Genomic DNA, 12558 nt, shown 5'->3' with positions numbered 1-12558 from the left:
TCATTCGAGAGTAAGAACTTTGTCTATCAAATAAACGAAGTTCTTAATAAAATATACGAAACCGTCTATTGAATTTACGAAAGGATTTTGTAATAATAAGGGCAAGTTGTTTTTATCGCAGATTCTCGCGATAAAAACGTCCCTGTATCAGCGTTGATTTTCGATCTTCGCTCTACCCCAATTCATGAACAATACCCTTCGCTCACGAATCAAAGCCCCGATTTTGTTGAACAGCGCAGAAGCGGAAATTATCCGTGCATTGCGCAGGCAGGGCTGTATTACCAGTACGGATATTACCCGAATGACCGGCTGGTCCAAAGCGAAGACGGCTCATGATATTCGCGATCTGGTGGAAAAGGGTTTCCTTATGGAAGCAGGCGAGGGTATTTCCCAGGGTGGAAGAAAACCCCGCCTGCTTTGTATTAACCGCAACCTTGGTTTTGTAGTGGGGGTGGATATCGGTGCAACCAGTGTGGATGTTGCGCTGGCGGATATTTCAGGAAGTATTTTACAACGTTATAGCGAAGCAGCCGATGTACGCCAACGCCCGGAACCCTTTTTGCGGCGCTGTGTCGAGATCATCTTTCACCTGATAGAGTTGCAGGGTTGCCGGGCTGATCAGATTTTGGGCATTGGTATTGGCGTACCCGGCCCGGTTGATTTTGCGCGCGGGGTGCTGGTTGCGCCACCTTTGATGCCGGATTGGGAAAATTTCTCGATACGGGGATTTGTGAAGGAATCTTTTCCAAACGCTTTTGTGGTCGTAGACAACGATGTCAACATCATGGCGCTGGGGGAGCAACGCGCCGGTGATGGAATCAATGTGGATCATTTTATCTTTGTAAAAATCGGCACCGGTATTGGGGCCGGCATCGTTTCCAATGGAAAAATCCACCGCGGCAGCACGGGTTGCGCTGGTGATATTGGACATATTTGTGTGGATAAAAACGGACCAATCTGCCGCTGCGGTAATACCGGTTGTCTGGAGGCGATGGCGGCTGGCCCGGCGATTACAGAAAAAGCCATGCAAGCCGCGTTGAACGGCAGCAGTCCTTTCCTCAAAAATTTAATGGATCTTAACGGCGGCGTTTTACGCCCTGAAGACGTCAATGCCGCCTGCCGCGAAGGAGATCAGGCCGCATTGGAGATCATTCGTGCCAGCGGTCAAATGATTGGGGATGTGCTGGCTGGGCTGGTTAATTTCTTCAATCCCAGTCACATCTTTATCGGTGGGGGCATTGCCAATTTCGGCAATCATTTACTGGTTTCTATCCGTCGAGCAGTGCTGCGTCGTTCCCTGCCACTGGCAACCACGCATCTGGCCATCAATTTCTCGCGCATGGGTGCCGATGCGGGAGTGACTGGCGCGGTTGCTCTCGCGCTCGAATACCTGTTCGTCATCGAAGATCAACCAACCATGACCATCTGAAAGAAGATTTAGTGGAAAGGAGGTGTTGACGTCATCCAAAATATCCCAATGATCGTTTGTCCGAATTTTTGTTTGAACGAAAAACTTACCAGAAGGAGAAGATGAACATGCAAAGAAAACCCCTCTTTACCATTCTTGCCTTTATCATGGTGCTTTCCATGATTCTGGCAGCCTGCGGTACACCCGCAACCCCTACTTCGGTGGCTCAGCCGACCCAACCACCGCAAACCGGACAACAACCCACTCAACCACCGGTTGAGTCAAAAGGACCTCCCTTCACGATTGGGATTTCGAATCCGTTCATCAGCAGCGAATACCGGACGCAGATGATAGCGGAGTTGATCGAAGTCAACAAGGAGTACATGGACAAAGGGTTGACGACCGAGCTGGTGATCGAGAGCGCGGATACGGACGTAGCCGGTCAGATTCAGCAATTGCAGAATCTGATGGCGAAGGGAGTGGACGCGATTCTGGTCAATCCGAGTGATGTAAATGGTCTGAATGCGACACTGCAGGAAGCGGTGAGCAAGGGGATCATTGTGATCTCGGTGGATCAGGAGTTGAATGTGCCGGGCGTGTACAACGTGGGCATTGACCAGAAGGAATGGGCGAAGACGAGCGCCAAATGGCTGGCCGAGAAATTGGGCGGCAAGGGCAACATTGTGCTGATCGAAGGTTTCCCCGGACATCCGGCGAATGTAGCGCGGATGGAAGGGGTGGACGAGGTGTTGTCGCAGTACCCGGACATCAAGGTGCTGGCGAAGGATACCGGCAAATGGGATGAAGCGACGGGTCAGCAGGTGATGTCGAACTTCCTGGCGGCGTACCCGAATCTGGATGGGTACTGGACGCAGGACGGGATGGCGATTGGTGCGTTGCAGGCGGTAATTGCGGCCAATCCGGCGAAGTTCCCGGTGGGTGTAGGTGAAGGCCGCTGCCAGTTCCTGAAGTTGTGGGAAGAGGTGTTGAAGGACCGCCCGGACTTTGAGACCATTGCGGTAGCCAATCCGCCGGGTGTATCGCCGACTGGCTTGCGGATTGCGGTGAACATGCTGTTGGGCAAGCAGGTAGACAAGAGCAAACTGGGTGGTGCGAATGGTTTGTCGTTCGTCATCCCGGTGCCGATTGTCATTACCAAAGCGAACCTGCAGCAAGGGCTGGACATCTGCAAGGATAAGCCGGATGCCTACCTGCTGGACGGCATCATGACCGATCAGGAAGTTCTGAATACCTTCTTCTTGAAATAAACTATGAGTGTGTCGCTTTCTGCCCGCAATATAGTCAAGCGTTATGGGGGTGTGGTTGCGCTTTCTGACGGGAACCTGGATATTCATTCAGGTGAAGTAGTTGCACTGATCGGGGCAAATGGAAGCGGCAAAAGCACGATGAGTAAGGTCATCAACGGAGTAGTTGTCCTCGATGGAGGACAACTACTCCTTGATGGTAAACCCGTGCGCTTCTCTTCCCCGCAGGCAGCTCGCAAGATGGGCATAGCTACCGTCTTTCAGGAACTCAGTCTGGTCCCCAAAATGACGGTAGCGGATAATATCTGGTTGACGCGCGAACCGCTGAAAACCAACGGGATGATTGACCGCAAGGTGATGAGAGAAAAGACGGAGGCCTTGCTGGATCTGTTCAGCGGAACCTTCAAAGCTGATTTACGACCGGAAACGCTTGTATCCGATTTACACCCGGATGAAAAACAAATTGTAGAAATCTTGAAAGCCATCAGCCTCAATCCAAACATTTTGATTCTGGATGAGGCAACCGCCAGCCTGGATAGCCGTCAGGTGGAGCGTTTGTTTGAACTGGTAAAGCGCTGGAAAGAAGAAGGTAAAGCAATCGTTTTTGTCTCTCACCGCATGGAAGAAATTTTCCGAATAGCAGATCGTTATAGTGTCCTGCGGAATGGTAAAACGGTTGGGCAGGGGGACATCAAAGATATAACGGAGAAAGATTTGATTCAACTGATGACCGAAAAAGAAAAGGTCTTTCAGTTCACTAAAGCAGCCGCTGCTGAAGAAACAAACGGAGTGGATCATCAAGTTTACTTAGAAGTTGAAAGTCTGACTACCGAAACGCTGCGGGGTATCAGCCTGAAGGTTAAGCAGGGAGAATTGCTGGGAATTGGCGGTTTACAGGGGCAAGGCCAGCGAGATTTACTGCTGGCATTATTTGGGGATATTCCCTACCAGGGTATGGTTCGGATTAAGGGTGAAGTCGTGCGGTTCAAGCATCCCCGCCAGGCGATGCAGAAAAAACTGGCGCTTGTGCCGGGTGATCGGGCAAAGGAAGGGTTGCTCTATATTCGCTCGATACTGGAAAATTTTTTACTGCCATCATGGCAGAAATATGGATTCCCGCTTAAGATGAAACTTGCAAAGCGGGATGCTCTGGCAATCAGTGAAAGGCTGAGTCTGGTCATGTCTGGCTTGATGGCTCCGGTCAGCAGCCTTTCGGGCGGTAATGCCCAAAAGGTGGTTATTGGAAAATGGCTGTTGCGTGATCCGGATTGTTACCTGCTGGATGACCCGACCAAGGGGGTGGATGTCAACACCAAAGCCGAGTTTTATGCTTTGCTGACCGATCTTTCACAGCAAGGGAAATCCATTTTGTTTTACAGCAGCGATGATGATGAATTGATTGGGCTATGTGACCGGGTGATTGTGCTTCATGATGGAAAAATTCGCGCTGAACTGAAAGGCGCTTCTTTGACCAAGGAAAATCTGATTGCTGCCAGCATGGGTGTTTCCAACGGAGGTGAGGCATGAAAAGGTTTTCCTGGGATGAAATGATGAACCGCTATCCCGCCTTCTTTGCCATCCTCTTACTGGTTGTGGCACTGATCATCAACTTTATCTTACAGCCCAACATGTTCGCCCGCGATACTTTGAACAGCAACATGCGTGTTTTCCTGCCGATGATTTTGCTGGCTGCCGGGCAGGCCGTTGTGATTCTGGGCGGAGGTATTGATATTTCAGTGGGTGGAATCGTTTCGATTGTTAACACCATTCTGGCAACGCAGGTTGGATTGAACGGATCGCCGGAAAAAATGTGGGCGTATGTTTTAGTTTCGCTGGCAGCGGGTATACTGGCGGGGGCGATCAATGGTTTCTTCATTGCTTTCCTGCGCTTACAACCGATTATTACCACCTATGCTACCAGTTTCCTGTACGTCGGTTTTGCTTTGTTCATCCTACCAAACCCGGGCGGCGGCATTCCAGCCGATATTGCTAACGTGTACCGAAACACAACGCCTTTGGGTTTGCCGCTCGCCTTTTATGTGATTGCGGTCGTGCTGGTGATTTGGATGTACATCCGATCAACCCGGTTTGGGAATTACCTCTATGCGGTTGGGGGGAACGCCGAAGCGGCTTATGAAACAGCTGTTCCGGTAACCTGGGTGCTTTTCAGTACCTACGTGGTTTCCGGGTTCATGGCAGCACTGGCGGGGATTGCCATTACGATGTTGAGCGGTTCGGGGAATGCCGAAATCGGTGTGCCGATGACGTTGACTTCCATTACAGCCGTCGTTATTGGCGGTACCGCCTTGAGCGGCGGTGTTGGGGGAGTGGCAGGCCCGGTGGTGGGTGCGATTACGCTGGGGATTATTCAAAACATTATTTCCTTTTCGCGGATTGATACCTGGTGGGAGACTTTTGTCAAGGCAACCATCATTGTGGTGGCGCTGGCGGCTCCCGGTATGATCAATCTGCTGCGGAGGAAAAAATTATGAGAAGGTTGAGTATTTCACCTCCTGTTGCAGCAATTTTGCTTGCAATCATCCTTTTCCTGCTTTCGGGGTTTTTGCCAAACGGTTTTGGTAATGATATAAATGTTGCCATTGCTCAGGCTACCAACATTGTGCGGCTGGCGGTGTTTTTGGGGGTGATTGCAGCCGGCCAGACACTGGTCATCATCAGCGGTTTTGAAGGGATTGATCTTTCGGCGGGTTCGGTGGTGACTTTAACGGCAATCCTTACCTACGTCACCGTGAAAGGAGAGGATGATAAAGTCCTGCTGGCATTGCTGATTTCACTGGCGGTAGGCGCTTTGATCGGTTTCGTGAACGGATTGGGGATTACTTTCTTAAAAATATCTCCATTTGTAATGACGCTGGGTATGTCCGGTGTGGTGACCGGCCTGATCATTATCATTAATCACGGCAATGTGAGCGGAAAAGTGGCTCCCATTATGACGCGCTTGATCGCCCGTCCACTCTCATCCAGTATTCCAATACCCAATGCCATCATCATCTGGATTATCTTTGGGATTCTGATGTGGCTGTTATTGGAACGAACAACTTTTGGTAAGCATTTGTTTGCAATCGGTGTTAACCGGGTGACTGCCAAGCTTTCCGGAGTCAATGTAACCGCAACCAATCTGGCGGTGTATTCGCTGGCAGGTGCACTGGCTGGATTTGGTGGATTTCTGGTGGTAGGCAATACGGGTGTGGTGTTCATTGCGCTGGGACAGCCGTTCTTGTTTCCTTCTATCGCAGCCGTGGCAGTGGGTGGCACTTTGCTTTCGGGAGGTAAAGGCAGTTATTGGGGCACAATGGCGGGTGCCATCGTGCTGACCTTGATTACCAGCCTGTTGACAACCATGCAAATGCCCGATTCCGTGCGCAGGATGGTTTTGGGTGCAACGCTGCTGGTCATGATTTCAATTTATGGCAGGCAGCGCGGTTTCAGACAGTAAATTTTCTCACTTCAGGAGGTAAGCCATGACTAAGACAGTTAAGGTTGGCATGATTGGGGCTGGATTCGTCAGCGATATCCATGCACATGCTTTCAAGCATTATGTTCACAATGCAGAAGTAGTAGCTGTGGCCTCCCCAAATCGGGCAGGGGAATTTGCCAGAACCCATGGCATCCCCAATGCGTTCAATGACTATCGTGAGATGTTGAAGATGAAAGAAATTGATGTGATCACGATAGCTATCCCGAATTACCTGCACTGTCAGGCTGCGCTGGATGCAGCGGCGGCCGGAAAGCACATCATCTGCGAAAAACCGCTCTGCAAGACGCTAGAAGAGGCTGACCAGATGATTGAGGCTGCTCAAAGAGCGGGTGTCCTGCTGATGTATGCTGAGGAATTATGTTTTGCGCCCAAGTATGTACGCGCAAAGCAGCTGATTGAAGAAGGTGCTTTGGGTGAACCGTTCCTGGTCAAACAATCCGAGGAACATGACGGACCACACATGCCCTGGTTCTGGGATGTGAACCTTTCGGGTGGGGGTGTGCTGTTAGATATGGGTTGTCACTCGGTTGAATACGGACGCTGGGTGTTTGGTAAACCCAAAGTCAAAAGCGTTACCGCTTATTGCAACACGTTTGTCCATCATAACCGCACCAAAGGTGAAGATCACTCGATTATGGTGATCGAGTACGAGGGCAACAAGATCAACATTGCCGAAAATTCATGGGCAAAAGGCGGCGGCGTGGATGACCGCTGTGAGATTTATGGCACAAAAGGCAACACCCGCGCCGATTTGTTAAAGGGAAGTTCGTTGTGGACTTACAGCCAGGAAGGGTACGGTTATGCCGTGGAAAAAGCCGGTACGACCCGCGGCTGGACGTTTACCATGTTCGAGGAGGTCTGGAATTATGGCTTCCCGCAGGAGATGCAGCATTTTGTCAATTGCGTGCTTGGAAAAGAAGAACCAATTGAAACCGGGGAAGACGGGCGCGAAGTGCTGAAAATTTTGTATGCTGCTTATCAATCCGCCGGAGAAGGCCGACGGATTGAGTTTCCGTACAATCCGCCGCAGGTTGAAAAACCAATTGATTTGTGGCGAAAATTCTAAATCTTTATTGGAGGTATCATGACAGTCATCGATGTGAAAACAATCAGTTATGAACAATTGGCCAAGGTAATTGACCATTCATTGTTGCGTCCGGAGTTAACTTCTCAGGAGGTGATTGAAGGGTGTCAACTGGCAGCCCGTTACCACGTGGCGACCGTGTGTGTCAAACCCTGTCATGTGCGGTTGGCAGCCGAGCAATTGAAAGACTCGGATGTGCTGGTCAGCACGGTGATTGGCTTTCCGCACGGCAGCAGCGTTACTGAGATCAAGGTAGCCGAAGCACAGCGCGCCATGGATGACGGGGCGGTGGAGCTGGATATGGTGCTCAACATTGGCGAGCTGCGTTCCGGCAATGATGATTTTGTTTTCCAGGACATTAAGGCCGTATGTGATGTGGCTCATGCGCGTGGGGTAAAAGTCAAGGTGATTCTGGAGAATGCCTATCTGACGGATGAGCAGAAAGTGCGCGGATGTCAGCTGGCTGAAAAAGCGGGTGCCGATTGGGTGAAAACTTCGACCGGCTTTGCCCCCGGCGGGGCAACCCTGGAGGATCTGCGTTTGATGCGACGCTCGGTCAGTGAGAAAGTGCAGATCAAAGCGGCTGGCGGGGTGCGGACACTGGATGCGCTGCTGGCAGTGATTGAAGCCGGGGTAACCCGTTGCGGAGCCACAGCAACCGCGAAGATTCTGGATGACTTCAAAGCACGTCTGGCTGGTGAACAAACCTCTGCCGGTGAAGTGAAAATCGGTGGGGAGTACTGACAGGGGAGGATGATTATGACACCGCAACAAAGCAAATCCACGATAGGCGTTGGGGTTGCCGGTACTGGTTTCATTGGGCCTGCTCACATCGAAGCCCTGCGCCGTAACGGGATTACCGTGCTTGGTTTGGCTGAGAATACCCGCGAAAAAGCGCAACAGAAGGCAGCCGAAATGGGTATTCCGCGCAATTACGGCTCGCTGGAGGAAATGCTGAAGGACGAGGATATTCAGGTTGTCCATCTGGCGACCCCCAATTATCTCCATTATCCTCACGCCAAAGCGGCGCTGCTGGCTGGCAAACATGTGGTCTGTGAAAAACCGCTGGCAATGAATACCCGCGAATCGGCGGAACTGGTGCAGCTGGCAAAGGAAAGCGGTAAAGTCAATGCAGTGAATTTCAACATCCGCATGTATCCTCTGGTTCAACAGGCGCGCAGTATGGTGCAGAGTGGTGAATTGGGGGATTTGTTCATTCTACAAGGTTCGTATTTGCAGGATTGGCTGTTATTCCCAACGGATTGGAACTGGCGGCTTGAACCAGAATTGGGCGGAACGCTGCGCGCGGTGGGTGATATTGGATCGCACTGGCTGGATTTAATCACTTTTATAACCGGATTGCGTGTAGTCGAAGTATTTGCGGATTTCAAAACCATGCATCCGGTGCGCAAGAAACCTGCCAAACCGGTCGAAACTTACACAGGTAAGATTCTCCAGCCAGAAGATTACGTGGATCAACCCATCTTTACGGAGGATTATGCAACGATTCTGCTGCACTTTGAGAATGATGTGCGGGGTGTCTTAACAGTGGGGCAGGTTTGTTCAGGGCGAAAAAACCGCCTGTTTTTTGAGATTAATGCCTCAAAATCCTCGCTGGCATGGGATTCGGAACGCCCCAATGAATTGTGGGTGGGTCATCGCACTCAACCCAATCAGATTATCATGAAAGACCCGGCGCTGCTTTCACCCGAAGCTCGCGCGGTAACTTCCTATCCGGGTGGTCATAATGAGGGTTTCCCGGATACTTTCAAACAACTTTACCATAAGGTGTACACCTATATCCTGAACGGGGATTACAGCAAGCCCCCTGATTTTCCAACTTTTGCCGATGGTCACTACGAAATGCAATTGTGTGAAGCCATCGAACGCAGTGCCAAAGAAAAAGTCTGGACCAAAGTCTAATTTGAAATGGAGGGAACGATGAAACTGGGATTTTTTACCGCCGCATTGCCCGGCAGTACGCTGGAAGAGGTTGCCCGTTGGGGGGCAGAGAGCGGTTTTCAGGCGATTGAAATTGCCTGCTGGCCGCACGAAAAAGCCACCCGCCGTTACGCGGGGGTGACCCATCTTGATGTTGTCCAGCTGGATCAAGCCAAAGCCAGAGAGATTCGCAAAATGCTGGAAGGCTATGGCTTGATGATCTCATCCTTAGGTTACTATCCCAATCCCCTGCATCCTGATCCTGAGCACCGCGAAACAGTGATTGCCCATCTTAAAAAGGTGATTGATGCGGCGGCTTTGCTGGAAGTTGGCGTGGTGGGTACATTCATCGGGAAGGATAAAAACAAAACTGTGCCGCAGAATCTGGAAGATTATGCGCGAATCTGGCCGCCGATTGTGCAATATGCAAAGGAACGAGGGGTGAAGATTGCCATTGAAAACTGCCCGATGATTTTCTCGTATGATGAGTGGCCGGGTGGTAATAACCTGGCCAGCACACCGGCCATCTGGCGAAGGATGTGGGAGATTATTCCGGAAGACAATTTCGGCTTAAATCTTGATCCCTCTCATCTGGTGTTGCAAATGATTGACTATGAGCGGGTTGTACGCGAATTTGCCGCTAAAATCTTTCATGTTCATGCCAAGGATCTGCATATTGACCGCGAAGGGCTTTACAATCACGGGGTACTCTCACAAGGCATGGGCTGGCAGGTGCCGCGTTTACCCGGTCTGGGCGATATGGATTGGGGGAAGTTCTTTGCAGCGTTGACAGCGGCTCGCTATGATTATGTCGTCAGCATTGAACATGAGGATCGAGTCTTTGAAGGCAGCGAAGAGCTGGTCAAGCGCGGATTTTACCTTGCGCGAGATGTGTTGAAACCCTATATCCACTAATCTCAATCTGGTCAAGGCTGTGCCCGGCGAGTGTTGGCCTGTCGGGCACAGCTCTCCTGAATACTCAATTTCAGAATAAATAGTTATGAAGCGATATATTGGCTGTGACTTGGGCGGAACCAACTTGCGTGCGGCAGTGGTGGATGTGGAAACCGGTCATGTCCTCTTTCAACAAAGCGTTCCGACGTTGGCACGCGAAGGGCATGATGCGGTAATGCAGCGCATGGCAGATTTATTTCTTGCGATGATTGAGACTGCCGGACTGGTAACAGAGAATATAGGCGGGATTGGTATTGGCGTGCCGGGCGTGCTTGACCTTGAAAAGGGTGAAACGCTATTCCTGCCCAACCTGCCCGGTACCTGGCCGCATGTGCCCCTGCGAGATGTACTGCAACAAAAAACCCGCTTACCGGTTGCACTGCTGAATGATGTGCGTTCGATCACCTTTGGGGAGTGGCGTTTTGGAGCCGGTCAGGGTGTGGATACGGTGGCAGTGCTGGCAATTGGTACAGGCATTGGCGGCGGCCTGGTGATTAACGGCCAATTGCATTTGGGGATTGGGGGCACGGCTGGTGAACTGGGCCACATGGTGATTGATTTCAACGGCCCGCGTTGCGGCTGTGGTAATTACGGATGTCTTGAGGCGTTTGCTTCCGGGCCGGCAATTGCGGCAATGGGTATGAAGGCTGTTGCACAGGGACTGACCACCAAAATCGGCGAGTTGTGTGCTTATGACCTGAACGCCATCACTCCTGCTTTGATTGCAGAAGCGGCTCTGAAAGGAGATGAGATTGCCTGTGAGATTTACCAACAGGCCGGCTTTTATTTGGGGGTAGCGGCTTCCAGCTTGTGTGCCTCGGTCAGCCCTCGGCGGATTATTGTGACCGGCGGGGTTGCTCATGCTGGGCGGCTGCTACTTGACCCGATGGAAAAAACGATGCGCGAGCGGGTGCACATCATGCCGGTTGAACAGGTGGAAATTGTGCCGGGGCGGCTGGGAGATCATGCCGGGGTGATTGGGGCGGCCTGTTGGGCGGCGAAGCGGCTGGGTTAGCCAGCGGTTATTTGCTTATCATTTTACTCTCAGCGAAATGTCAATGTGATATAATTTGGCTGCAAGGCAAGCCAATGCCGCCGGGGCCCGTAGCTCAGCGGCAGAGCGCGCGGCTCATAACCGCTTGGTCGCAGGTTCGAATCCTGCCGGGCCCACTGCTGTCAGATTGGTCGAACGTCCCATCGAGGGATGCTATTCGAATCCTGCCGGGCTCACTGCTACCGGATTGGTCGAACGTACCATCGAGGGATGCCATCCGAATCCTTCTTGCACTACATAAACCTACTTTTCGAGCGAAAACCTTAACAAAACCTTAATTTAATAGATACAGAGAATCGCCTAACACTCCCTATAATAGAAAAAAGGAAGATGTTAAAAGAAAAAGATTGGTGAAGCAGGTTTCGCCAATGTTTACGCACCATATAGCGATGGCGGTTTCACTATGTCTTGACAAAAACCAGATACCTTGATGCAAAATAAAAAGAAGTAGGTTTTTTCCTGGTGAGTTTGATGTGTCTGTGAAAAGCTGTATCTTTAATGGCGGGGCGAGATGTTTTTTCTTCCCTCGATCGTTTGTTAATTGGAACTACAGGGATCTTGAAAAATTTTCTACCATCTTTTTTTGGGTTTTTACAGGACGGATGATGTATGACTGTGAGGAAATATTATGATTACAAAAATTGCACGCTATGGATTGATGATATTCCTTGTCCTGCTTGGACTGGGTGGGTTGATTGAAGGTACTACCCTGCTAACTGATCCAGGCGGGGCGGAGATGGGTTCATCAGCAAGAATATTAGGAAACTTGCCGATTATCGATTTCGTCATCCCCGGTTTACTGTTAATAGCGATAATGGGCGTAAGTCCGCTGGTGATAACCTATGGAATATGGCAACGCTTGGGTTGGGCCTGGGCTGCGGCTCTGGTACAAAGTGTTCTGCTCATTTTGTGGCTTGGATTGCAAATTTTGCTTTGGGGAACACCAATTCTCAATCATTTGGTTTACCTCATTTGTGGTGTATTACTCGTGATTTTGTGTTTATTGCCGGGAGCAAGACTTGGGCTTGAAAAGCCCACCGCACCTTCACTGCAACGTGAACCTGACCTTATCGAGCTGGAAGCGCAATTTACAAAAGATACCGATCCGGAGCGTGCCAAAAACCGCCAATTTACCAATACGCTTCGTTCTGGAAGGGGTTGAACGGAACTCGAAAAATCTGCTCCTACCGTAGCAGAGCCCTAAGGAATGCAGCCAACCAGCCATTCCCTGAAATAAAAAAGGAGTAAATTGTTTTCGGAGACTAAGCGGTTACGGTTTGGGGTGTGCTGCAAAAAATTTCCATATAAGATCAGAGGCGGAAATAGATTTCGTGGGCTGGTCCGCATCTGGAC

At 50.7% G+C, this 12558-nt stretch carries 11 protein-coding genes and 1 tRNA gene; all 12 read left to right on the top strand.

Features of this window, described 5'->3' with window-relative positions; all coding sequences use genetic code 11:
- Positions 1-184: 184 nt before the first annotated feature.
- The 12 genes from ACWIZX_RS00085 (at position 185) to ACWIZX_RS00030 (ending at position 12367) form a co-directional block, all read left to right on the top strand.
- Positions 185-1429 (top strand): ROK family transcriptional regulator, encoded by a 1245-nt coding sequence (locus ACWIZX_RS00085; RefSeq protein ID WP_322793072.1) that lies wholly within the window; start codon positions 185-187, stop codon positions 1427-1429.
- A 107-nt stretch (positions 1430-1536) separates the two neighbouring features.
- Positions 1537-2676 (top strand): substrate-binding domain-containing protein, encoded by a 1140-nt coding sequence (locus ACWIZX_RS00080; protein ID WP_448334412.1) that lies wholly within the window; start codon positions 1537-1539, stop codon positions 2674-2676.
- Positions 2677-2679: 3 nt separating this feature from the next.
- The gene (locus ACWIZX_RS00075; RefSeq protein ID WP_448334411.1) at positions 2680-4200 is read left to right on the top strand and encodes a sugar ABC transporter ATP-binding protein; all 1521 of its coding nucleotides are present in this window, start codon (positions 2680-2682) and stop codon (positions 4198-4200) included.
- Complete coding sequence (locus tag ACWIZX_RS00070; RefSeq protein ID WP_448334410.1) at positions 4197-5165, top strand: ABC transporter permease; 969 nt, start codon at positions 4197-4199, stop codon at positions 5163-5165. The genes ACWIZX_RS00075 and ACWIZX_RS00070 overlap by 4 nt, the downstream gene beginning before the upstream one ends.
- Entirely contained in the window at positions 5162-6130 is a 969-nt protein-coding gene (locus ACWIZX_RS00065) for an ABC transporter permease (RefSeq protein ID WP_448334409.1), read from the top strand. The genes ACWIZX_RS00070 and ACWIZX_RS00065 overlap by 4 nt, the downstream gene beginning before the upstream one ends.
- Before the next feature lie 25 nt (positions 6131-6155).
- Positions 6156-7238 carry a Gfo/Idh/MocA family protein gene (locus ACWIZX_RS00060; protein ID WP_322791645.1) on the top strand — a complete coding sequence of 361 codons (1083 nt, stop codon included), beginning with the start codon at positions 6156-6158 and terminating at the stop codon, positions 7236-7238.
- A gap of 18 nt (positions 7239-7256) precedes the next feature.
- Positions 7257-8000: a deoxyribose-phosphate aldolase gene (gene deoC, locus ACWIZX_RS00055; RefSeq protein ID WP_448334408.1), complete on the top strand. Its 744-nt coding sequence runs from the start codon at positions 7257-7259 to the stop codon at positions 7998-8000.
- A 15-nt stretch (positions 8001-8015) separates the two neighbouring features.
- On the top strand, positions 8016-9179 hold the full coding sequence (locus ACWIZX_RS00050; RefSeq protein WP_448334407.1) for a Gfo/Idh/MocA family protein: 1164 nt from the start codon (positions 8016-8018) through the stop codon (positions 9177-9179).
- Positions 9180-9197: 18 nt separating this feature from the next.
- The gene (locus tag ACWIZX_RS00045) at positions 9198-10112 is read left to right on the top strand and encodes a sugar phosphate isomerase/epimerase family protein (RefSeq protein ID WP_448334406.1); all 915 of its coding nucleotides are present in this window, start codon (positions 9198-9200) and stop codon (positions 10110-10112) included.
- A gap of 85 nt (positions 10113-10197) precedes the next feature.
- The gene (locus tag ACWIZX_RS00040) at positions 10198-11166 is read left to right on the top strand and encodes an ROK family protein (RefSeq protein WP_322791649.1); all 969 of its coding nucleotides are present in this window, start codon (positions 10198-10200) and stop codon (positions 11164-11166) included.
- Positions 11167-11249: 83 nt separating this feature from the next.
- Positions 11250-11321, top strand: a tRNA-Ile gene (locus ACWIZX_RS00035).
- A 512-nt stretch (positions 11322-11833) separates the two neighbouring features.
- Positions 11834-12367, top strand: a complete 534-nt coding sequence (locus tag ACWIZX_RS00030) for a hypothetical protein (protein ID WP_448334405.1) — start codon at positions 11834-11836, stop codon at positions 12365-12367.
- The last annotated feature ends 191 nt before the right edge of the window (positions 12368-12558 follow it).

The sequence above is a fragment of the Bellilinea sp. genome, assembly GCF_053501535.1.
The sequence above is the reverse complement of the archived record's forward strand: the minus strand, read 5'-3'. Positions and strand labels throughout refer to the sequence as shown.

What these genes read in the sequence shown, in the direction of transcription:
- ACWIZX_RS00065 (WP_448334409.1), top strand. Translation starts at nt 5,162, where the DNA reads ATGAGAAGGTTGAGTATTTCACCTCCTGTTGCAGCAATTTTGCTTGCA.
- ACWIZX_RS00080 (WP_448334412.1), top strand. Translation starts at nt 1,537, where the DNA reads ATGCAAAGAAAACCCCTCTTTACCATTCTTGCCTTTATCATGGTGCTT.
- ACWIZX_RS00085 (WP_322793072.1), top strand. Translation starts at nt 185, where the DNA reads ATGAACAATACCCTTCGCTCACGAATCAAAGCCCCGATTTTGTTGAAC.
- ACWIZX_RS00075 (WP_448334411.1), top strand. Translation starts at nt 2,680, where the DNA reads ATGAGTGTGTCGCTTTCTGCCCGCAATATAGTCAAGCGTTATGGGGGT.
- ACWIZX_RS00030 (WP_448334405.1), top strand. Translation starts at nt 11,834, where the DNA reads ATGATTACAAAAATTGCACGCTATGGATTGATGATATTCCTTGTCCTG.
- ACWIZX_RS00045 (WP_448334406.1), top strand. Translation starts at nt 9,198, where the DNA reads ATGAAACTGGGATTTTTTACCGCCGCATTGCCCGGCAGTACGCTGGAA.
- ACWIZX_RS00040 (WP_322791649.1), top strand. Translation starts at nt 10,198, where the DNA reads ATGAAGCGATATATTGGCTGTGACTTGGGCGGAACCAACTTGCGTGCG.
- ACWIZX_RS00070 (WP_448334410.1), top strand. Translation starts at nt 4,197, where the DNA reads ATGAAAAGGTTTTCCTGGGATGAAATGATGAACCGCTATCCCGCCTTC.
- deoC (WP_448334408.1), top strand. Translation starts at nt 7,257, where the DNA reads ATGACAGTCATCGATGTGAAAACAATCAGTTATGAACAATTGGCCAAG.
- ACWIZX_RS00050 (WP_448334407.1), top strand. Translation starts at nt 8,016, where the DNA reads ATGACACCGCAACAAAGCAAATCCACGATAGGCGTTGGGGTTGCCGGT.
- ACWIZX_RS00060 (WP_322791645.1), top strand. Translation starts at nt 6,156, where the DNA reads ATGACTAAGACAGTTAAGGTTGGCATGATTGGGGCTGGATTCGTCAGC.